The 19,592-nt window shown below is 36.8% G+C and carries 27 protein-coding genes; 24 read left to right on the top strand and 3 right to left on the bottom strand.

The window, feature by feature from the left end:
• Window positions 1–304: 304 nt before the first annotated feature.
• The 10 genes from KVT27_RS10490 to KVT27_RS10440 all read left to right on the top strand — a co-directional run bounded on the left by KVT27_RS10490 (window position 305) and on the right by KVT27_RS10440 (window position 5,191).
• Window positions 305–730 carry a hypothetical protein gene (locus KVT27_RS10490; protein ID WP_036126575.1) on the top strand — a complete coding sequence of 142 codons (426 nt, stop codon included), beginning with the start codon at window positions 305–307 and terminating at the stop codon, window positions 728–730.
• Between the two features lie 114 nt (window positions 731–844).
• On the top strand, window positions 845–1,033 hold the full coding sequence (locus KVT27_RS10485) for a hypothetical protein (RefSeq protein ID WP_036126572.1): 189 nt from the start codon (window positions 845–847) through the stop codon (window positions 1,031–1,033).
• The gene (locus tag KVT27_RS10480; RefSeq protein ID WP_200886560.1) at window positions 1,030–1,158 is read left to right on the top strand and encodes a hypothetical protein; all 129 of its coding nucleotides are present in this window, start codon (window positions 1,030–1,032) and stop codon (window positions 1,156–1,158) included. The genes KVT27_RS10485 and KVT27_RS10480 overlap by 4 nt, the downstream gene beginning before the upstream one ends.
• Window positions 1,159–1,215: 57 nt before the next feature.
• A complete protein-coding gene (locus KVT27_RS26690) occupies window positions 1,216–1,422 on the top strand; it encodes a phage holin (RefSeq protein ID WP_235318469.1) in 207 nt (68 codons plus the stop codon).
• A 90-nt stretch (window positions 1,423–1,512) separates the two neighbouring features.
• The gene (locus KVT27_RS26685) at window positions 1,513–1,713 is read left to right on the top strand and encodes a hypothetical protein (RefSeq protein ID WP_036126571.1); all 201 of its coding nucleotides are present in this window, start codon (window positions 1,513–1,515) and stop codon (window positions 1,711–1,713) included.
• A gap of 9 nt (window positions 1,714–1,722) precedes the next feature.
• Window positions 1,723–2,064, top strand: coding sequence for a hypothetical protein (locus tag KVT27_RS10460; protein ID WP_217581399.1), 342 nt, complete (start codon window positions 1,723–1,725; stop codon window positions 2,062–2,064).
• Between the two features lie 123 nt (window positions 2,065–2,187).
• Complete coding sequence (locus tag KVT27_RS10455) at window positions 2,188–3,219, top strand: Ig-like domain-containing protein (protein ID WP_217581266.1); 1,032 nt, start codon at window positions 2,188–2,190, stop codon at window positions 3,217–3,219.
• 454 nt (window positions 3,220–3,673) lie between these two features.
• Entirely contained in the window at window positions 3,674–4,351 is a 678-nt protein-coding gene (locus KVT27_RS26680; RefSeq protein ID WP_225316151.1) for a hypothetical protein, read from the top strand.
• A 21-nt stretch (window positions 4,352–4,372) separates the two neighbouring features.
• Window positions 4,373–4,810 carry a hypothetical protein gene (locus tag KVT27_RS10445; protein ID WP_036126569.1) on the top strand — a complete coding sequence of 146 codons (438 nt, stop codon included), beginning with the start codon at window positions 4,373–4,375 and terminating at the stop codon, window positions 4,808–4,810.
• A gap of 90 nt (window positions 4,811–4,900) precedes the next feature.
• Window positions 4,901–5,191: a cation:proton antiporter regulatory subunit gene (locus tag KVT27_RS10440; protein WP_191967679.1), complete on the top strand. Its 291-nt coding sequence runs from the start codon at window positions 4,901–4,903 to the stop codon at window positions 5,189–5,191.
• 116 nt (window positions 5,192–5,307) lie between these two features.
• Here the strand turns inward: KVT27_RS10440 and KVT27_RS10435 are convergent, their stop codons facing one another.
• Window positions 5,308–5,649 carry a hypothetical protein gene (locus KVT27_RS10435; protein ID WP_217581265.1) on the bottom strand — a complete coding sequence of 114 codons (342 nt, stop codon included), beginning with the start codon at window positions 5,647–5,649 and terminating at the stop codon, window positions 5,308–5,310.
• A 576-nt stretch (window positions 5,650–6,225) separates the two neighbouring features.
• Between KVT27_RS10435 and KVT27_RS10430 the strand changes: the two genes are divergently transcribed.
• From KVT27_RS10430 to KVT27_RS10405, 6 genes are all read left to right on the top strand, one after another.
• Entirely contained in the window at window positions 6,226–6,774 is a 549-nt protein-coding gene (locus KVT27_RS10430) for a hypothetical protein (RefSeq protein ID WP_036126564.1), read from the top strand.
• Window positions 6,775–7,024: 250 nt separating this feature from the next.
• Window positions 7,025–8,086, top strand: a complete 1,062-nt coding sequence (locus tag KVT27_RS10425; protein WP_036148770.1) for a suppressor of fused domain protein — start codon at window positions 7,025–7,027, stop codon at window positions 8,084–8,086.
• A 51-nt stretch (window positions 8,087–8,137) separates the two neighbouring features.
• Window positions 8,138–9,805: a DUF6138 family protein gene (locus tag KVT27_RS10420; protein WP_274991336.1), complete on the top strand. Its 1,668-nt coding sequence runs from the start codon at window positions 8,138–8,140 to the stop codon at window positions 9,803–9,805.
• 13 nt (window positions 9,806–9,818) lie between these two features.
• On the top strand, window positions 9,819–10,514 hold the full coding sequence (locus KVT27_RS10415) for a DUF4274 domain-containing protein (protein ID WP_150907278.1): 696 nt from the start codon (window positions 9,819–9,821) through the stop codon (window positions 10,512–10,514).
• Window positions 10,515–10,530: 16 nt separating this feature from the next.
• Window positions 10,531–11,331, top strand: a complete 801-nt coding sequence (locus KVT27_RS10410; protein WP_217581263.1) for a hypothetical protein — start codon at window positions 10,531–10,533, stop codon at window positions 11,329–11,331.
• A gap of 128 nt (window positions 11,332–11,459) precedes the next feature.
• On the top strand, window positions 11,460–11,936 hold the full coding sequence (locus KVT27_RS10405; protein WP_208705852.1) for a DUF4259 domain-containing protein: 477 nt from the start codon (window positions 11,460–11,462) through the stop codon (window positions 11,934–11,936).
• 97 nt (window positions 11,937–12,033) lie between these two features.
• Here KVT27_RS10405 and KVT27_RS10400 read toward each other — a convergent pair whose 3' ends face one another.
• Entirely contained in the window at window positions 12,034–13,068 is a 1,035-nt protein-coding gene (locus KVT27_RS10400; protein ID WP_036126553.1) for a YdcF family protein, read from the bottom strand.
• A gap of 244 nt (window positions 13,069–13,312) precedes the next feature.
• On the opposite strand from KVT27_RS10400, the gene KVT27_RS10395 reads away from it, so the two are divergent.
• Genes KVT27_RS10395 through KVT27_RS10385 form a run of 3 tightly spaced genes read left to right on the top strand, consistent with a single transcriptional unit; the run spans window position 13,313 to window position 14,563 of the window.
• A complete protein-coding gene (locus KVT27_RS10395; protein ID WP_036148760.1) occupies window positions 13,313–13,747 on the top strand; it encodes a GNAT family N-acetyltransferase in 435 nt (144 codons plus the stop codon).
• Between the two features lie 10 nt (window positions 13,748–13,757).
• Window positions 13,758–14,231 carry a nucleoside 2-deoxyribosyltransferase gene (locus KVT27_RS10390; RefSeq protein WP_036126549.1) on the top strand — a complete coding sequence of 158 codons (474 nt, stop codon included), beginning with the start codon at window positions 13,758–13,760 and terminating at the stop codon, window positions 14,229–14,231.
• Between the two features lie 17 nt (window positions 14,232–14,248).
• Window positions 14,249–14,563: a YbjQ family protein gene (locus tag KVT27_RS10385; RefSeq protein WP_208705858.1), complete on the top strand. Its 315-nt coding sequence runs from the start codon at window positions 14,249–14,251 to the stop codon at window positions 14,561–14,563.
• Between the two features lie 179 nt (window positions 14,564–14,742).
• Here KVT27_RS10385 and KVT27_RS10380 read toward each other — a convergent pair whose 3' ends face one another.
• Window positions 14,743–15,174 (bottom strand): DUF5301 domain-containing protein, encoded by a 432-nt coding sequence (locus KVT27_RS10380; RefSeq protein WP_036126544.1) that lies wholly within the window; start codon window positions 15,172–15,174, stop codon window positions 14,743–14,745.
• Window positions 15,175–15,267: 93 nt separating this feature from the next.
• Here KVT27_RS10380 and KVT27_RS10375 point away from each other — a divergent pair, with 93 nt between their 5' ends.
• The 5 genes from KVT27_RS10375 to KVT27_RS10355 all read left to right on the top strand — a co-directional run bounded on the left by KVT27_RS10375 (window position 15,268) and on the right by KVT27_RS10355 (window position 19,570).
• Window positions 15,268–16,956, top strand: a complete 1,689-nt coding sequence (locus KVT27_RS10375; RefSeq protein WP_217581262.1) for an AAA family ATPase — start codon at window positions 15,268–15,270, stop codon at window positions 16,954–16,956.
• A 150-nt stretch (window positions 16,957–17,106) separates the two neighbouring features.
• Window positions 17,107–17,598, top strand: a complete 492-nt coding sequence (locus KVT27_RS10370) for a DinB family protein (protein WP_208705862.1) — start codon at window positions 17,107–17,109, stop codon at window positions 17,596–17,598.
• Window positions 17,599–17,870: 272 nt separating this feature from the next.
• On the top strand, window positions 17,871–18,377 hold the full coding sequence (locus tag KVT27_RS10365; protein WP_150907282.1) for a TetR/AcrR family transcriptional regulator: 507 nt from the start codon (window positions 17,871–17,873) through the stop codon (window positions 18,375–18,377).
• 105 nt (window positions 18,378–18,482) lie between these two features.
• Window positions 18,483–18,902: a DUF3995 domain-containing protein gene (locus tag KVT27_RS10360; RefSeq protein ID WP_254636092.1), complete on the top strand. Its 420-nt coding sequence runs from the start codon at window positions 18,483–18,485 to the stop codon at window positions 18,900–18,902.
• A gap of 56 nt (window positions 18,903–18,958) precedes the next feature.
• On the top strand, window positions 18,959–19,570 hold the full coding sequence (locus KVT27_RS10355; protein WP_217581261.1) for a histidine phosphatase family protein: 612 nt from the start codon (window positions 18,959–18,961) through the stop codon (window positions 19,568–19,570).
• The last annotated feature ends 22 nt before the right edge of the window (window positions 19,571–19,592 follow it).

The raw sequence follows: 19,592 nt of genomic DNA, 5'->3' as shown, positions 1-19,592 counted from the left end.
GTTTAGCTGAGGTGTGAGATTGATGCTTTAAAGTATGAGTTGAAGAAGTAAACACAGCATAAGCTAGCGTTTTATTATTGTTTAAAAATGATAGAGTCCATGAAAATGGAAGGTTAAGATTTCTTTACCTTGCCAAAATTCTATTGATTTAATTTAGAAAAAAAATTAAGATGTTGACGGGGAAATAAGCACTAGTTATACTGCTGACGGATCGCCGTATGCGATGAAAGTCGCCTGTATGGTGAAGGCTCGTTATAAAACCTGAAAGGAATAAAACGAGAATAGTGGACCAATAGTAACACCAATGCCTAATCTTAATTGGATATCTTTGGATGGTGGCTCTACAGGTGTAACGAGCGACATTTTAACTGTGACTGCAGGTAGTACACATAGTATTAGATTTGATTTTTTACCTTTAACTCATCCACTTACAAATGGGACTGTAGTAATAACTGTTGAAGGGTTGACTATTGATACAGACGATATTCATACTATCAATTCCGGGTGGACACAAGTTCCAGCTTCCGTAATTTCCGGTAATGGTACAACAGCAACATTTACAAACGTTAACGAACCTCTAAATTCTTGGCTAGCATTCCAACTTAATGGTGTGACTGTACCTTCTATCTCTGGAGATTATCTGGTATCAGTAAGCCTTGATGTAGATGGGTCTGATACAGAATATGCTCCTTCTGATAGTAAAACTATAATACTTAGAGTAGTAGAGTAACACATCGTTTTATCAACTTAGGTGGGATTTTTTTATTATCAATAGAGGAAATATTTATCTCATGCCTTCCACAGAATAATTGTGGGGGGCTTTTATTAAACGCTATGAGGGCAATTGAGAAGAACAACGGTACAAGTTACTGAATCTCGATGCTTCTCATGGCTTTTTATTTTAGGGCAAAGGTTCGGTGATGATATGGAAGGGCAATCGTATGTAAGTGTTGCTGAACACAATATGCTGAAAGAAAAAGTAAACGTTCATGAGGTTCGAAACTCTATAGCTGAAACAACATCAACGATATGAAAGATGATTTAACTGCAATTAAATCCAATACAACCTGGATTGTTCGCCTAATTATTGGTGGAATTGTTACTGGGGTCATTACTGGAGCAATCGGAAAAATTTTTGCAGCAAATAAAATGTTATAGGAGGAAATACAAATGAAAATAAACTGGAAAGTACGTCTACAACATAAATAATTTTGGGTGTCATTAATCGCATTATTACTAGTGCTCGCTAATCAAACAGCGGGCATGTTTAATGTTGATATTACGATTTACAATGCACAAATTACAGCCATTTCAGAGACTGTATTAAGCATTTTAGGTTTACTTGGTATTGTTATCGACCCGACTTCAAAAGGTACCTCAGAGCAAGCATTGGATTATGACAAACCAAAGGGTGATAAATAATGGTACAAATCAGACAACATTTAGTGTCGGCAGCCGTTGCTATTAAAGTAACAGGAGGACGTAAAAACACTCGTAGAAAAATATGTATCCATGAAACTAACAATACCAAGAAAGGTAGTGGAGCAGACAACCACGTTCGGCTGTAAGCTAACGGCAATAGTCGTCAAACAAGTTGGCATTGGTCTGTGGATGACAAAGAAGCTGTACAATCATTTACTCACGATTGGCAATGTTGGGCGGCAGGTAGTACAAAGGGGAATAACGAAGCAATCCATATCGAGATGTGTATGAATGTTGACGGTGACAATCAATGATGTGTTACAACACAACTTTTACAGCGGAAAAAATTGTCCTAGTGAGATGCGTTCCACAAGTGCGCCCATTCCGTGGAGCAGCTTTTTACAAATGTTTAAATCAAATCTGCAACCTTCTATCCCAAATAATATTGAAAAAGATGATGATAAAATACAATTTACAAATGACACAACTAAAGCTGCTGTACGTGATTACATTAAACAATCAGTTGATAAAAATAAAATCGATAAGTCATGGCTTGATAAATTCGATCAAGGTACGATGACAAGTGGTGATTTTGAAGGTTTGAAAATCATTATTGCTCAGCGTATTAATGAAAAGTATTAACCTGCATTTGTTATATGATGAAATATATGTTGAAAAATGTAATAAAATGAATAATAATTAAGTCGATTATATTGTTTTTAAAATAGGATAATTAATCTATTAATATCACTTTGGAGGATTACTATGAAAAAGATTTTAATGATAGTATCAGCAACTATAGCTATACTATTTAGTTTCTCACTTCTAGATATCGAGGGAAACAAAGCTAAAGCAGCTACTATTGGAGAACAATTAAAGGAACCGGAGATTGGTTGGAAAAGATACGACGATTCTCATGAAGCTATTATAAAAAAAGGATACTCAACTGCGAATCCGGGTGATTATTATAACGGTAGTTATTCTTATACACCTGCAAATGATAAACCTGTATTATTTGATTTCACAGGAGAAAAAGTTCGAATTATTGTGCGTAAATGGAACACAAGTAATTATTACGCTGAAAAAGTAGAATTGGTTATAGATAGAGAAGTAAAACAAACATTTTCTATACATGGACCCACTCAAAATCAGACGTTAATAGCTGAAGTAACAGGTTTAGAAAATAAAAGACATAAGGCAATAATCCGTGTAGCAGAAGGTTATACGAAAGGTATAAATTTAGATGCAATAGACATTGATACTAATGGTACACTTATTCACCCAGATACAGAAGGAATTGTTGAATCATTAAAACTAAACAAAGAAACACTGGAACTAACAATAGGTTCTAGTGAAACTTTAGTAGCAACAATTGAACCAGAGAATGCAATAAACAAAAACGTTATATGGACAAGCAGCGATTCAGAGATTGCTTCAGTGGATGATAATGGCAATGTAATAGGGAAGAAAGATGGTAAAGTAACGATAACTGCCACGACTACAGATGGAAGTAACTTAACAGCAACAGCTGAGGTTACAGTAAAAGAACCTGAAACTGGAGAAATTGGCACTAGAGCAATTTTAAGACTTACTATGACTAATAAAGATATTCATGAGTATGATTTATCTTTACCAGAAATTGATCAGTTTATGAATTGGTTAGATGGTCGTGAAGTTGGACAAGGGAAACCGTACTATAAATTTAAATTAAATGTAACGACTGGAAATATTATTTCAAGAACAGAGTATATTATGTATGACAAAATTGTTAGTTTTACTGTTGATAATTATAAATAATAGTCATCTCTATAGATTAAATAAATAATTTAATCAAGGCTAATTGCATAGGATCTTTCTGACAAAGCCCAGGTACTCAATAAAATTTGAGCCTGGGCATTTTTATTATGATTATCTGCAAGTCAATTTACTGTCAATAGATATTTTAGTACAAATTGTTAATTTATGATTACAAAATGATTAGTAACTAAATTGTAATTAAGGTCAAACAATATGTTTACAAAACGTTCGAAATGAAACTTTAGTATCGAAAAATTGATTAAGGACCGCCAAAAAAATGGCGTTTTGAAGGCGTAATGTGGCGGTTATTGTAAATTTTATGTAAATTTCACGCCAAAAGATGGCGTGATTCAACAATTGAAGTGGAAAAGTTTCCAATGATAGGATAATAGTAACTCGAGGGAATTTAATTTACTATAGTAAGTTTAAACAAAGTTTTGGAGGAAAATTAATTATGAAAAATAACCTATTTAAAGGTTTTATCTTTATGTTAAGCTTTATGTTAGTATTTAGTGTAATGTCACCAGCACTTGCAAATGCTAGTGAACTTCAGGAATTACCAATTAATGATTCTTTAAATCACGAAGAAACTGGTTTTGATGAGCTCGATTTTGATGAATTAACTAATAATTTCCTACTTGGAATAGGAGATTTTGAAAACCCTCTTTCTGATGAAGAGTCTTTAACAATATTCAATAATAAAATTCTGGAAAACCAATATTCAAATGATCATCCCTCTGTAGAGCAATTCAATCTTTTTAGACTTGCGTTTTCAGTAGTGAGAAGTGGCGTTAATTACGTAGTGAAAGTGACTAGTAAAGGTAATAAAATAAAGGATGTAAGAAACGGGAAATTAGAAGTAGATGTAAATAAACATATAAATGCTAAGAATAGATTTAAAGATTATGGAGATATGGATAAGTTAATTAAATATATTGTTGAAGATATTAGACGTGTTGATGAAGGTAAATTAATAAAAGATGGCCATAATTCAATTAAAACTTTTTATGGTGATAAAAAGTTAGAAATTCGTTTTTATGTAAAAGATGGCAAGCTACAGTCTTTCAACGCTTTCCCTGATCATTCAAAGAAAGAAGCCGGAAATGTAATTTGGTTAGTTCCACAATCTTAATTTGTAATTGAGGTGTTTTTTATGGAAGAAATTACTTTAAACGATTATATTGTAAAAATAGATAGAGAAAAAACTATTAAATTATATAAAGAACTTCCGAAAGTTTCCGAAAAAGCTCATTGTGGTTGCGAGGATTGTCAACTTTTTGCTATGCAAATTCTAAATACGAGTCCAGATGTTTTGAAATTCTTTGAACAATTTGGTGTTGATCCTACAAAAGAAGCAGAAGTTTGGAGAGCTATTCCTAATGAAGATGGCTTTGATACTTATACTGCAGATTATCATTTTATAGGCGTTATTCAAGGTACAGATGATTTAGATTGGATTCAAATAGGAGAAGCATCCTTTGGGCTTGCAAACCATGATGGAGATTTACCAAGTCCTATGATTCCGAGTACTTTTTCAAAACCAATAGTAGAATTAGCAGTGAGAATAACAATGCCACATGTGAAGATGTAATGTAATAAGCTTAATTATCGCAAAAGCTATTGGAAAACGTCACGGTCAAGTTTTAGAAGAGTGGATTGGATTATCTATCCTGAAAGGGACATGGGAGATCGAGTTGCCAATCAACTTCTTTCACCAAACACTCTTGATTATATTGAACTTTCTAAGGATCATAATAATATAGAAGGAACTATTATCCCTTCAAAAATGGTTGGCAAGAACTTAAAAGAGCTGAACATTCGTGCTAAATTCAATGTTAGTGTAATCGCAATTATTAGAACTGGAGATATTATCGTATCTCCATCCCCTGAGGAATTATTGCAACGAGAAGATCTATTAGTAACTATTGATAAAAGAAGTGATTTAGCAAGGTTCTCAAGTTTAAATGACTAAGAGAACATGTTGATTTAGCTTAGGTATATAATATAGCAAACAAAAAAATCAGGCGCTCGAATGAGTACCTGGTTTTTTATTTAAATTATTTATCACAAGCTAATCCGTCACCATCTCTATCTAGTTTTTAGCTTGATTGCTTTAGGTGCTTTTTCTTTCTTTTGTGGTATTATTTTTTCTGGAATGCCAAAGATGTTCTCTAATTCATTAGCAAAATTTTTTGTGGCATCATCGCTGTTTAGTTTGACTTTTATCGCATTCTTTAGATGAGTAAACACAACTTCTACAGATAAAAATTTTCTATTTACAATTAGGTTACTAGCATTCAGATCATAAGAAATGCGATTCTTCTTTTTCTTATTTTTTTCGGGTGTAATTATCCTTTTTGAGGTTAAAAAAGTATAAGAAGAAAGTTGCTTTTTTCCAACTTGTGGTTGCAGAAATAATTTTTTTATCACTCTCGATATGAGACGAGGGGAATTCAATATCTTCTTCAACAAGTGAAATCACCTGTTTACCAGCCCGCTTTAAATAATCTCTAATTTGTTCTTGTAAATTCAATTCCATTTCCTCCTTTCTAATACATGTTGGCAATACAATAAAATTGTATCAATACTGGTATGAGTTGTAAGTGATAACTGGAATCTGTTTGTTAAAAAATCACTCATCTAAAAAGAATGAGCGATTTTTCAACTTATATAAAACTAAAGTTATCAGATTCAATAGATACCTGTCCGTTTATTTTTCTGTATTCCAAGTACCCCAGCGAAAAAATCTTCTGCGCCCCAAAAGTATCCCACATATGATTCCAATTAACAGCATATAAATAAAGGTAGTTCAAAAGTTGATATCTTCCAAGTTTGCTAACTGTGCATACTAGCAAACAAACCTAAATCTTAAGAAATTCTTCAGGTTCTACTAAGAAAATATTTAAGTTTATCGTATATACTTATAAAAATAGGAAATTCACGAAACCATTTGAAGATTTAAAACGTATTGGTAGTTGTAGAAAGAATATTGGAGTAGGTGAAGTAATGGCACATACGATTTACATAGTATTAACTAAAACAGGGACATTATTATCGAAAGCGATAGGTATGTATACTGGTAAAGAGATGAATCATGCGTCAATCGCATTTGATGATGGGCTATACGAAATGTTTAGCTTTGGACGTAGGCAATTAAATAATCCTTTAAGCGGTGGTTTTTTGCGAGAGGATGCGGAAAGAGGGCTATTTGAGTCAGCGGATTGTGTCATTTATCGCTGCAGAATTTCTCATTATCAATATTTAGAAATGGCTAAAATTGTGCGTTATATGTATTGGAATCGAGATCGTTATAAATACAACTTTATCGGGCTTTTTGGTGTGATGATGCAAAAGGAAGTAAGGAGAGAACGTGCTTATTTTTGCTCCCAGTTTGTCGCGACGCTATTAAAAGTGGGCGGTTTAAAGATTTATCAAAATCCAGCATTAATGACGCCTCACTGCCTCGCACAACTACCATATTTAGAGCAAGTATTTGCAGGGAAGCTGGCAGATTATTTACATGTTGTGCGTGAGCCAGCTATGATGTATGGCTAACCTATTTCGATGGATAGAATGTATAAATTTAAATGGCAGAATAGTAGGCTATTCAGGTGATCTTTTTGGAATACAGAAGATGGCCTGATTTTTTGCGTTAGTCATATTTTCCTCATGTGGAATGAAAATAAACCTAGTTGCACGAAAGGTGAAAATGAGTCCTAATGCTGTTAATGAGCTACCATAAAATTGGTATCATAAAGAATAGGTTAGTAGAGTCGATAGCGACGATTGCAAGGAGGAAGCGTAAATGAGTGAAGAGGTTATGGCGGTAGGCTGGGATGCGATTGATGAAGCTATATCACAGGTATACGGGGAACAGGAGCCAAAGCATTACGGCACCATGATTCCTTATTCATTAGGTGGACAAGACCCTTTGGATGGTATAAGTGCCTATAAAAGTGAAACTCCAGTCCCCCATTGGCATTTTGTCACATATGGGTTCTCGGAGCTATATGAAAAAGAGCTTGAAAATAAAGACTTTAGTGGTTATGGATTTGAATTGACGTTTCGCTTAGTGCGCACCGAAGATGAGGAAGAACCACCAGCGTGGGCGTTGAATCTATTACAGAATATGGGTAGATATGTTTTTAATAGTGGGAATGTTTTTAGAGCAGGTGATTATTTGGATGCAAATGGTCCGATCTGTCTAGATGCTGATACGCAATTAACAGCACTAGCCTTTACGCATGATTCTGAGCTTGCTGAAATGGATACGCCGAATGGTAAGGTGGAATTTATCCAAATGGTAGGCATTACAGAGGATGAACTAGAAGCAATGCAGACATGGAAAACTCTCGGTGTACTACAGGCGGGTATTCACCAAATTCCTAGCTATATAACTGATTTAACACGCTCCTCGCTATTACAAAACCCTGAGATTGTAGAGGCGGTAGAGCGAGGAATGATGGAAGATGGTTCAAGTACAGGCTTTTTATTTGTCGATCAGCTGGCTTGGCAGGCAGGGAAAAAGGGCTGGTTTAACAAACAATCCCATGTTATTCAATTAGGAGCGAAGCAGGCAGATGTCATTGGCAAATTATTGCGTGGACGAATAGTAAAGGACAGAAATCTTAGCTTAGTCGGTCAAGATTTAACTATAGTATTTAAACCAGGTCATCAAGTAGGTTATCAGGAAAATGAACAGGAAATTACCATTACATTGAACAAAGAGGCAGTTGAGGAGTTAAGTCAAAATTTAGTGCCGCAAGAAAAGCAATTTGCCCTATCTTCATTAGAAGGGGTAAGTTTTCAAATTATGAAAACACATATAAAGAATCAAGAAGGAGCGGTTGTGAAAACAATCGGATAAGGTAATCTCTCGCTAAATATTTGTTAGCGAGAGATTTTTCTCTAAGAAAGGATGGAGCAGATGCAGCAGTCTATAGATTATTTTTTAGCGGATGTGTGGGGTCAGCTTACCACCGTCTATCAGCAAGAGAGTAAACGTCTTGAAGGTATTCAACAACAAAGCCGACTACAAGCAGGTATCTTTAACTATTTAAAAATCACATGGAAAAAAGGCAAAAGTCAATACGGGACTATTTATATTGATATCTATGAACCATTTAGTTGGAGTGATAGTGCTTATAGGGTGGATGCAGGGACATACATACAGGAAATTATAGAACAAAACTATGTGGAGAATCTTTTTTCGGCTTTAAGTACAAAGATGGAGCAAATGTTTCAGGCACAGCCATATGGTTCTCGATTTTTTGATTATCATTTTCAGGTGTTGCTTGAATTTGAGTATGGTGAGACGATGTGGTCATTTCAAAAGGAGCTGCTTAATGAACAGAAGCTAGCGTTCATGAAACAGGAATTAGCATCTTTTATTGAAACGAAAGTTATGGCAGAGCTTCCTGTGCGTCCAAATGACAATGATGAGTTTTTCTTAGCACAGCATTTAGTCAATCCACATTTTTTTCAACAAACAGCAGAGGAGATCGAACCAGTTATTCGTCAGCTACAGGAAAAACATCTGGGGAATAAAGAGCGTTTAGATCAGTGGAGCTATTATTTTACAAATGCTTTTAAACATTGGGCAGAAGACCACTTTTTAAAGAGCTATTTTGAGCAAACAGATGATTACACCAATGAGTGGATACTTAAAAACGAAGACATCGAGCCTTCTATGGAGCAGGAAAAGCTAGATTTCTTTCTCTATGTGGCGGTCAAAATCGGTTATAAGGAACCAGCTACTCGTTTGCAATACCTCAGTCTTGCAAAACAGCTTGGCTCACAGCAGGCAACGGAGTATTTACAAAAGGGAAGTGGACGTTTTGAAAGTAAGTGCAAAAGTGATTTTATTGAGGGCAGAGCCAATGATATTTTGCAAACGATTGATATACAAATAAAAAAGGAAGAGGAAGCGGCTTATCGTGAAGCGCTTCATTATATCATTCATCTTTTACAGGAAGGCTTTCCGAAGGGCTATAAAATGACTTTAAAGACGAAAGTGAAAAATTTCCTTCCGCTTAAAAAGCTAGCCAAATCGAAGCTTCATCAGTTTTTTGCTAATTGCCTAGCTTATCCTAGTCTTTTTCCTTTATTAGCAGACTATGCTCAGGTGGCAATGAAGGAATATGCATGGTACCAGGATGTAGAGCCAAGTGAAAAATCAGCGATGCCTGGAACCTATGCGGTTTTAGGCTTAGGGCTTTTTAGTAAGGATTATTTTCCGCTTGTGCAAAGCTATATGAACCTCGTCGATTCTGAGCATCAGTCTGTACAGGATTCCTATGGGGAGGCTTTTATTGAAGCGCACGGCTTATCGGTAGAGCTTATTCCTGTGTTTGTAACCATTCTTCTTGGAGCTAATGAATCAGCAAAGCCGCTAAAAGGGATTGAAAATATGGAAGTAGAACTACTAAAGGCGCTAGTTCAGGAGTTAGAAACGAAAGAAAGCTATGAGCGTGAATTTGTTTTGTACCGAATATTTGGCGGTGCTAAGAAGCTTGCCCAGCGTATAAAACAAGAAACCTCAGAAAGGAAGGAAGTGCTAGAAAAATTACAACAATGGGTTAATTAGGAGGGAAAGCCAAATGGAATGGGCGGAGGTTAGTCAATCCAAAAATCTGGAGACGGTGCGTGAAGCAGTGAGCAAGCTTGATGTAAATGAATGCGATGCGCGAGGAAGAACACCGTTAATGCTTTTCATCACAAATCGGATGTCAATGGAAGGGATTGAGCTTCTACTTGCGCAAAATATAGATTTGGAGGTACGAGATAAGCTAGGTGATACGGCACTTAAAAAAGCTGTGAAATTTAAGCAAAAAGAAGTTATTTCATTACTCCTTGCTAGAGGCGTTTCTTTACAGGCTACAGAAGGAATGACAGCCACTGCCTGGTATAACGCAAGAGCGCAAAGCGAAATAGCCGATTTATTGTTGGATACACCAGGCGCCATCAGATTGACCTTGAATTCGGAAGAACAGCGACAAGTGGATACCATCCTTGATGAAGAAAATCTCGATAAGATGTGTCAACAAATTAGCAAGGTTTCCTCGTCTATTATTTTGCATGCCATTGTCAATCATTACAACTGGGATGATGGGCCGGAGCCGATGATAGCGGCATTAAACAATCCAGTATGTGCGGTGATAACCTTTATGGATATGTTTGAGCTAATGGAGGGTGATTATTGGCTCGCGCAAGCAGAAGTTGAACTGGATGGCTTGCCTTGGAAGCAGCAGTGGAGAGAGATGGCGGAGAATCTAAAGGTCAAGTTAGAACTTTAGAAGGAGGAAGTTTTTAATGGATCAAAAGGCAAAGAAAATTTTAATGCAAACATATTGGCAATCTGGTAGATGGAGAGATGGGAAGTATACGTATGCAGAGGAGGATTTTCAGTATGCAAAAAGGATGGGCTTAATGTTTGATCGCTTAACGATTTCCCATGATGAATGTATACAAAGACTGCGACAGCTTCATGATGAAATGCTAACTAAGGATCTTGTGGTGAAGGCTTTTTTGCACAGCCTCTCGACCCGTAAAGTATATTTACGGAGTGCGTTATCAAGCTGGGCTCTTACTGCACAACTACCGATCCATACGTATCATGAGCGACCTGAAGAGTTAGTATCCTACAGTGCCTGTGGCTATTGTAATGAATATAAAATAATGTCGAATGAAAACTATATAAACGAAGATGTAAATGTCCTTAATTTTGAACGAGTGAAGTGGGGAGGTGTTCGCTTAAACTGGCTAGTGTATTGTTTGCTCGATCTAGAATGTTTAATACAAGAACAAGAGTCATTAATCGTTTGTGAGGCAGATATAGAGATTTTCAAACAGATGCTAGAGGCTATAAAGTCCTGCAAAAATACGGATGCTGCTAGACAATTAGAAAAGCGTTGGAAGGATGTTTTCAAGTCCAATCAATATGAGCGAGATGCCGTTATGGAAATATGGGGGTATGCTGGTCTGCTAGTATCGACAGATGATTATCGCAAGGAACGCGGGCGGGGAACTGATTTTATGGCTATGGCAACTTGGAGAGGTCAGGACGGCTATTCAGATGAAAAAGTGAATTTCTACTTTGGCTCTTATTTGTAAAAAGGAGCTTTTTTGCAATGCATATAGAGTGGTTCCGAGCTCGTTGTTTGCTGTGGTTCTTTTTAATAACGGCTTCACCGGCTTAACAATTACAAAAATATCCTATATGAAGGGCTAGGTGCTACACGATGGGTGCATGGGGTTATAAAGCGTTGGAATGCGATGAAGGTTTAGATGTAGTTGGCATGTTACGGGATTATATAGAACATCATCAAGAATCAAAGTATGTACCATTATCGAACATTGTACAAGAAATGAAGAGTAAAGGATTTTTTGGAGAGACCTTAGATGATATTGACTTTTTCTTTGATGTTAGTGCAATGGCGTTAGCAGAGCTTTATATTGACTATCTCGATAGTGGAGAATTTTGTGGTCATAAAAGCGTTCATTCACAAAAGCAACTGCTGCCAGATGAAGACTCGTTGGCATTTATTTTAAAATATCTGAAAGACATTAAGAATGAGATTCCAGATCAATACGGAGAAAGAGAAATTATAGAACTATGGCGTGAGTCTGATAATTGGCTGGAATGGTCATCTAATCTTGCCTATCTTATACAGAGAGTAGAGCTAGATATTAGCCGCTTGCAACAAATGAGCCGATAGAAAATAACCTTTACAAGATAAAGAGCTTCTATAGGCTGGCTATAAAAATACAATGAAAGGATTCAAATACGTAAATGTATTGAATCCTTTCAACAGTTTAAACAAAGAAAAAGCTGAATAGGGCTAATAAAATGGTCATAATAATGATGGGGGCAATCAGTTTCATATGTCGTTTCCGTTCTAAAACAACAATCGCTACATATTCACGAATCATGGCATTAGGCCAATAGTAAAAGGCTGTTTTCGCGCCAATGCCCTGACTGTTTAAGCCAGCAAGTCTGGCATAAATTCCTGCACGAAATAAGTGAAAATTATTGGTTGTGAAGATACTGTTATATGCCTCGCCTTGTTTGATATCGTCCATTATTTGCTTTGAAAATAACATGTTTTGATACGTATTGACAGAACGATTTTCTTGTAGCGTATGCTCAATAGGAATCCCCTTTTCAATCGCATACCTTTGCATGGCTTCTGCTTCAGGTAGATTCTCATCAGCTCCTTGACCACCAGACAAGATGATCGTTGGAGGAGTACTTACTGCAGCTTGTCTATGATAGAAATCGATTGCTTTTTGAATGCGGCTAGCTAACAGGGGCGGTACCTTATCATTAATTAAGCCACTTCCCAGTACAATGATAAAATCTTGGTTATACTTGGGACGATTAAATTGATAGAGAAAATAAGCTGATAAGAAATTAGATAAATGGATAAAGAAATAAAATGTAATAAGCGATATACCAGCAAATATCGGTTGGAGATGGCTTGAAAATAAGCTAGCTGGATTGATTATCGGTAACAGCATAAATAATAAAATGCCAATGGCTACTAGCAAGGTTAATGAATTAGCCAAGCGTCTACCTTCTCGTTTCATTAAAACTCTAGCGTTTAAAAACAGGCCAAACATTAAAGCAATAATTGCAAAGGGAATCAGGAGAAAAAGGGCAATTAGTGGAATAACGACAGCCATTCTTAAAAAGTAAAGATCCGATGAAAAGGAAACAATGAAGCAGAATAACAGAAATGAACAGACAAACATATTAAATAGTAGTCCGTTCATCATCTTTCTCGGATCTTTCCAATAAGAAAAGAGAAAAATGAACAATAAAATTAGTGGGATAATGCCAAAATACATAAAAAATACACCTCTAGTGATGTTGTGGATGGATGATATCTTTCTATTATAAGGAATTATTAGCTGAAATCAACTAACTTCCAGCATGAGCAATGCCTTAGACCCTTCCAAGATGGAATGGCATAGCATACTATTTCTTGTAAAGTTATCCAGAACAAACGATTCTTGCTCTCGCTCTGTCTGTTCAAGTATCACGAAGGTAAAGTATTTCTGTTATACTATCAAACAGATAGAGGTGATGAACATGTATATTGTGACGATAGAAGGTCTACCCTATGATTGGCTCAACTCATTGCAAGAACTTCACGCCCATGTCTTTGATGGTGCTAAGCTAACGGTTGAAAAGTTAGCGAAGAAAGAGGGCCTCCTTTGCCTCTTGGCGGTGGAGGATGCAAGTGTCATCGGCTTTAAACTAGGATATCCACATCCAGATGGTGTATTTTATAGTTGGTTGGGTGGTGTTCATGTCACGAAGCGCGGTCAGGGGATTGCTAGCCAATTAATGAAAAAACAGCACGAACATATTAAAACACTAGGCTTTGACAAAGTTCGTACATATGGCAGAAATACATTCAAAACCATGCTCATCGCCAATCTCAAGCATGGTTTTGATATTGCTTCCACATTTGTGGATGAAAAGGGAAGACATAAAATCATTTTTGAAAAAACAATAGATTGAGGAGTTCAACATGAAAGCATATTTAGCAAATGGATTATTTTCTTTAGGAGATCGTTTAGTAAATGAACAACTAGCCGCAGCAATTCGTAAAGCAGTACCAGGCATTGCCTTATATGTTCCGCAGGAGAATGATGCTATTAATGATAAATCAGCTTATGCGGATAGTTTAGCGATTGCTCAGGCAGACTTAGAAATGCTACAAAATAGTGATGTATTAATTGCCGTATTAGATGGGGTTGAGATTGATTCTGGTGTAGCCGCTGAAATTGGGGCGTTTTCTATGCTGAATCGTCCTATTATTGGTGTACTGACAGATGTTCGTCAACAAGGGCGTGACAATATGCAAAAAATAGAGGCATTGGTACGAGATGGGCTTGAGAATCAATTTGTCTACCGTAATTTATTTGTAATCGGCTTAATTAAACGTAATGGAGTTATTACAGCTTCTATTGAAGGGGCTGTGGAAGCTATTCAAAAATTGTAATATGAGGAGGAAAAATGATGCTATTAGCAACATCCGATGTGGTGGCAGGAAAAGAAGTGGTTGAAACATTAGGTTTAGTGAAGGGGAATTCTGTACAGTCAAGAAACATTGGGCGTGATATGATGGCTGGTCTTCGAAATATTGTGGGCGGAGAGATGAAAGAGTATGCTGAAATGCTAGTGCGCTCCCGTGAAATTGCCACACAGGCAATGGAGGAAGAGGCCAAACAACTAGGCGCAGATGCAGTTGTTGGCGTACGCTATGCAACGTCTTCCGTGATGGATGGCACATCAGAAGTATTGGTATATGGCACGGCTGTCAAATTAAAATAAATTGTAAGAGGACTTTAATCGAATGGATTAAAGTCCTTTTTTATTCCGCATTAATGTAAAATTTTTGTTGATTATGTCAAAAATTCAACCTATTTTGTTTAATGAACCTTCAAAAAGGTATTTGAACGTATATCTTTGACATGAATCATCATTAGCATGGAGTGTTGTCTATGTTTATGTTATTGAAAAAGCTGTTCCATGAATGACGTATCGAAATCACTAGTAAGTTTGTAATCCTTCATGTAATTTTCCTCATATAAATAAACGAATAAATGCTCGGCATCATCTAAACGTAAGCCAACTTCTCGGTCGCCATTAATGGCTAAAGTGATCCAATATGCCTCTTTAAAATTAGATTTAGTAAACCATACCTTTTTTAATGGTTGCTCGTTTAATTGCTGCATGATTTGATTCATTTCAGCTTCATCTGTTATCATTATTGTTTTTTCATCTGAGGCACGAATAATTTCAATCGACTTAATTTCCTCTACATCAAGACGTTCCGTAACCTCCTTTGAAAAATCCGTATCACGCGTTAACAGCATTGTAGAGATATACAGAATAAGTAGAGGTAGTAAAATGCCTAGAAGTATTTTATATCTTTTTTTCATGCTCTTCTCCTTAAATTCTAAAAATTCGCACATATGTATTCTTATCCACGCTATAATTGAGCATATACTGAAATGACAAAGGAAGGCAATAAAATGGCACATAATCATGCAGAAAAAGAACTTTTTTACCCAGATGGAACGGTCATGTATCAAGGTGGTGTCAAAAAAAATGATTTCGGCCACGATATTTATGATGGCAAGGGCATATTATTTGACCAAGATGGTGAACGATTATTCGAGGGTGAATTCGTCAATCATATGAAACAAGGAAATGGCATTATGTATTTAAAAGGGCAACTTATTTATCAGGGCGAATTTATTCAAAATAAAAAACAAGGTCATGGCATTTTATATAAGGACGGTTCCATTCATTATGAAGGTCATTTTCGGAATGATTTAATGGATGGTTACGGTATTTTATATTATGAAGAGGATCTTATTGCCCCTTATCGAGCTTTGCGCGAACAATATCCTCATTTAAATCAGCCACAGTACGAGGGTGATTTTGTTCATGGCATGAAAAAGGGCAAAGGCAAACAATACTATCCAAATGGTTTTTTACAATACGAGGGTGATTTTATTTGGCATCATATGCAGGGGGCAGGGAAGCTCTATTATCCTACTGAATCACCGACAGCCGAGGAGCTTTCCATTGGTGTGACAGCGCTCCGCTATGATGGCTACTTCTTTGAAGATATGAAGCATGGTAAAGGGAAAATCTATTCTCGGCAAGGGGTTCTAGAAGCGGAGGGGCAATTTAAAGAGGATGCGATGACCGGACAAGGGGTACTTTATTATGCAAATGGACAAGCCTCTTATATAGGAGAGCTGGTGCATGGCAAAAAGCATGGACGTGGGGACTTTTATAACGAAGAAGGAAAGATCATTTACAGTGGCGAATTTATCGATGATGAACGGCTGCGGATTACACCTGAAATCGAGCAGGAGATAGAGAAACTACAAATGCAGCTAGATAGCCTTGTAGGTCTACCCAATGCCAAAAAGGAATTGCATAATTTAATCAATTTTATTAAAATTCAAAGTTTGCGGGTGGATCATGGCTTAACAAGTTTTCCTATTACCTATCATCTTGTTTTCTCTGGTAATCCGGGCACAGGTAAAACAACAGTGGCACGTATTATTGGTCACATTTATAAACATCTTGGTGTCCTATCAAGCGGTCATTTTGTGGAAACAGATCGTGCAGGGCTTGTGGCAGGATATGTGGGACAAACAGCGTTAAAAGTTCAAGAAGTGGTCCATAAAGCAAAAGGAGGTGTTCTTTTTATTGATGAAGCCTATTCCTTGATCAATGATAAACAAGATGCGTTTGGCAAGGAAGCCATTGATAGTTTATTAAAAGCTATGGAAGATTTACGAGATGACTTAGTAATCATCGTTGCCGGTTATACAGAGCTGATGGAGGAATTTTTACAATCCAACCCAGGCTTTAAATCACGTTTTAATCATTTTGTACAATTTGATAATTTTACTACGCAGGAACTCTATGAGATTTTTGCTATGCTTTGTCATACGAATGACTATCAATATGGTGAATCCTTTGCACATCATATGAAAAGGCAGCTAGATCAAATACCAATTGAAAGCATCCCTAATTTCTCGAACGGTCGTTATATTCGAAACTTGTTTGAAAAACTGGTAACCATCCAATCAAACCGACTAATTCAACAGGCATCGATTACAAAAGAACAGCTGATGACATTTGAGGAGCATGATATCTTATTGGGCATGGCAGAAAATTTATTTGATAATACTTTTTAAAGATAGTCTGGTTGACCGTCTGCTCTAGCGCAAGTCGGCTAGTGGATAATCAAATTAAAAGCCTTAGCTAGTGTAAAGTGTGATGAGCAAAAGTAAAAAAACTTAATTCGTAGTCTCGTATACTAAATACCAAATGGGAGTGACAAGAAAATGGATGTAAAGACGCTTTTATTGCAACAATGGACTAGCTGCTTAGATCAAGAAGACTGGTTTCCACCGCTTGAAAAAGTGCTAGAGGATATTACGCTTGAACAGGCGACTTGGAAACCAACTGAGGGGGCAACGAATTCCATTTGGGAAATAGTTTGTCATTTACTTTTCTTTAAAAAGCGACTTCTCATGCGATATCTTGATGAAACAGAGAATGAACCGCAGGCAGAAAATAATGACGCTACTTTCCGTTTACCAACTTTGACGTTGCAAAATTGGAAGGAAACAAAAGAGGAATATTTGTATATACACCGCGAACTTGAAAAAATACTAGAAAAGTCAGCACAAGAGGATTTAGATAGAGAGGTCCGTGGAGAACGAACATTAGTGCTTGAGCTGAAAAGTATAGCCATGCATGACGCCTATCATATTGGGCAAATTGTCTTGCTAAGTAAAATGCAGGATGTTTGGCCAGGGCAACGTGACTGTTAAAAAGGATTCTGTAGAGAATAGGAATGTCTAAATCGGATGTTCCTATATTTTATACCAGAGCAATAACAATTCCGAAAAAAAGGTGGAAATAAATGAAAAAGCTAATAGCTATTATGCTAGTATGTGCTATCTTACCACGTGTAATCACCATCAATTTTACGGTGAATAATCATATCAATGTACATCATAAGGGCGAGAAAAGTTGAAGAATTAAAAATAAGATGGTAATATAAGACAAAACATACGCCATCGTATTTTTAAGGAGAATGAGCATGCAAGTAACGAGAGATGATTGGATAAAAGCTGCCCTACAACAATTAGCAGAAGACGGTATACATAAAGTACGTATCGAGGCACTAGCTCGATCCTTAAACATTAGTAAAGGCAGCTTTTATCATTATTTTCGGGATCATCAAGAACTATTAGATGCCATGTTTGATTATTGGGAAACACATGCGACAAAAGCCATTATTGAAAGTATGGAGCAGGAAGGGGCTACTTTGGAGCAGCTCCTACGCATAAGCTTTCATAAAGATAAGAAAATAGAAATGGGTATCTATGCTTGGTCTAAATATGATGCGCATGTCGCTACTCGAATTGTTCGAATTGAAGAACAACGAATTGACTGTGTCGCCAAGCTTTATCAAAAAAAAGGGATGGATGGTGAACAAGCAATCGATCGAGCAAGGCTAGCTTATTTAAGCTATGTTGGCTGGATGACTCGATATGAAGCCAACCCCCATTTTGATTTAGAGAAAATGGTGAAGCTACTGTTATAGAAATTAGGATGTCCCTATGAGAGTCAATATCAATTCTTTAGGGACCCTATTTACCCCTTTAACATACGGTGGCGTATGTTATTGATGGGAAAGGAGGAACTAATTATGTTTATTTTATCATTAGTTTCAGTGTGTCTATTATGGCTGATTAGTATCATTCATGTGTATTGGGCATTCGGTGGGCAATGGGGGACTGGAGCAGTTATCCCCAGCAAAGAAGGCAGTCTACAAGCAGTTTTTAGTCCTAGAAAAGGGGGAACACTCTGTGTGGCTTTGCTAGTTCTATTAGCCAGCATTATCATTCTTGTCCAAGGGGGCTATATGACAGCCCTACCTGCATCCGCCTATTCTAAAGTAGGATCTATCGCCTGTGCTATTGTTTTTTGTATACGAGCAATTGGTGATTTTAAATATGTTGGTTTTTTTAAAACAATCAAGCATTCTCCATTCGCTAAAAATGATACGAAGCTATACAGCCCCTTATGTTTGTTTTTGAGCTTCGTCTATATCATGTTATTGCTTTAAAAGAATGAATCCTCTAACATGATGAGAGTAAGCGAATGAATAGGGGGAACCAATTAATGCAGCAAATGATTTACTTACTTCGTCATGGCGAGACTGAATATAATACGCAGGGAAGATATCAAGGACAGCTAGATTCGCCACTAACGGAGCTTGGTCGTGAGCAAGTGCAACAAAATGCTCGTATGCTGAAAACCTTCATTGGTCATGCTCATGATTGGAAAATTATTTCAAGCCCACTCGGAAGAGCCGTGGAGAGCACAAAAATACTTTGTGAAACGCTTGGCTACGATTACAATCAGGTGGAGTTTGAGCAACGATTAACAGAAGTGGCAGTTGGGCAATGGGCTGGTTTGAAAATGTCAGACATTCAGCAAACGTGGCCAGAGTTATTGACAAACACAGATGCTTTTAATTGGTATTTCCATGCGCCAGATGGGGAAAGTTATGAAGCGGTAGTGAGCAGACTGTCCTCTTGGCTTAAAGAGATTCAACATCATCCAAAGGTAGTCGTTGTTTCACACGGTCTAACAGGTCGTATTTTACGAGGGATTTATGCAGGACTTCATAAAGAAGATGCACTTCAATTAGAGGTTTCTCAAGATGTGTTTTTTAAATTAGCTAATCAAGAAGTGACAAGAATTTGTTCTAATTTCGAAGATGTCTATTAACGGATTAAAGCGTATTGGAGCC

Source organism: Lysinibacillus sp. GbtcB16, assembly GCF_019091145.1.
In the GTDB taxonomy this organism is placed as follows: Bacteria; Bacillota; Bacilli; order Bacillales_A; family Planococcaceae; genus Lysinibacillus; species Lysinibacillus fusiformis.
This window is presented reverse-complemented; position numbering and strand designations above follow the sequence as displayed.

What these genes read in the sequence shown, in the direction of transcription:
- KVT27_RS10415 (WP_150907278.1), top strand. Translation starts at nt 9,819, where the DNA reads ATGGAATGGGCGGAGGTTAGTCAATCCAAAAATCTGGAGACGGTGCGT.
- KVT27_RS10390 (WP_036126549.1), top strand. Translation starts at nt 13,758, where the DNA reads ATGAAAGCATATTTAGCAAATGGATTATTTTCTTTAGGAGATCGTTTA.
- KVT27_RS10355 (WP_217581261.1), top strand. Translation starts at nt 18,959, where the DNA reads ATGCAGCAAATGATTTACTTACTTCGTCATGGCGAGACTGAATATAAT.
- KVT27_RS10375 (WP_217581262.1), top strand. Translation starts at nt 15,268, where the DNA reads ATGGCACATAATCATGCAGAAAAAGAACTTTTTTACCCAGATGGAACG.
- KVT27_RS10455 (WP_217581266.1), top strand. Translation starts at nt 2,188, where the DNA reads ATGAAAAAGATTTTAATGATAGTATCAGCAACTATAGCTATACTATTT.
- KVT27_RS10405 (WP_208705852.1), top strand. Translation starts at nt 11,460, where the DNA reads ATGGGTGCATGGGGTTATAAAGCGTTGGAATGCGATGAAGGTTTAGAT.
- KVT27_RS10360 (WP_254636092.1), top strand. Translation starts at nt 18,483, where the DNA reads ATGTTTATTTTATCATTAGTTTCAGTGTGTCTATTATGGCTGATTAGT.
- KVT27_RS10425 (WP_036148770.1), top strand. Translation starts at nt 7,025, where the DNA reads ATGAGTGAAGAGGTTATGGCGGTAGGCTGGGATGCGATTGATGAAGCT.
- KVT27_RS10395 (WP_036148760.1), top strand. Translation starts at nt 13,313, where the DNA reads ATGTATATTGTGACGATAGAAGGTCTACCCTATGATTGGCTCAACTCA.
- KVT27_RS10410 (WP_217581263.1), top strand. Translation starts at nt 10,531, where the DNA reads ATGGATCAAAAGGCAAAGAAAATTTTAATGCAAACATATTGGCAATCT.
- KVT27_RS10430 (WP_036126564.1), top strand. Translation starts at nt 6,226, where the DNA reads ATGGCACATACGATTTACATAGTATTAACTAAAACAGGGACATTATTA.
- KVT27_RS10480 (WP_200886560.1), top strand. Translation starts at nt 1,030, where the DNA reads ATGAAAGATGATTTAACTGCAATTAAATCCAATACAACCTGGATTGTT.
- KVT27_RS10385 (WP_208705858.1), top strand. Translation starts at nt 14,249, where the DNA reads ATGCTATTAGCAACATCCGATGTGGTGGCAGGAAAAGAAGTGGTTGAA.
- KVT27_RS10490 (WP_036126575.1), top strand. Translation starts at nt 305, where the DNA reads ATGCCTAATCTTAATTGGATATCTTTGGATGGTGGCTCTACAGGTGTA.
- KVT27_RS10365 (WP_150907282.1), top strand. Translation starts at nt 17,871, where the DNA reads ATGCAAGTAACGAGAGATGATTGGATAAAAGCTGCCCTACAACAATTA.
- KVT27_RS10380 (WP_036126544.1), bottom strand. Translation starts at nt 15,174, where the DNA reads ATGAAAAAAAGATATAAAATACTTCTAGGCATTTTACTACCTCTACTT.
- KVT27_RS10440 (WP_191967679.1), top strand. Translation starts at nt 4,901, where the DNA reads ATGGGAGATCGAGTTGCCAATCAACTTCTTTCACCAAACACTCTTGAT.
- KVT27_RS10370 (WP_208705862.1), top strand. Translation starts at nt 17,107, where the DNA reads ATGGATGTAAAGACGCTTTTATTGCAACAATGGACTAGCTGCTTAGAT.
- KVT27_RS10420 (WP_274991336.1), top strand. Translation starts at nt 8,138, where the DNA reads ATGGAGCAGATGCAGCAGTCTATAGATTATTTTTTAGCGGATGTGTGG.
- KVT27_RS26685 (WP_036126571.1), top strand. Translation starts at nt 1,513, where the DNA reads ATGAAACTAACAATACCAAGAAAGGTAGTGGAGCAGACAACCACGTTC.
- KVT27_RS26680 (WP_225316151.1), top strand. Translation starts at nt 3,674, where the DNA reads ATGAAAAATAACCTATTTAAAGGTTTTATCTTTATGTTAAGCTTTATG.
- KVT27_RS10445 (WP_036126569.1), top strand. Translation starts at nt 4,373, where the DNA reads ATGGAAGAAATTACTTTAAACGATTATATTGTAAAAATAGATAGAGAA.
- KVT27_RS10400 (WP_036126553.1), bottom strand. Translation starts at nt 13,068, where the DNA reads ATGTATTTTGGCATTATCCCACTAATTTTATTGTTCATTTTTCTCTTT.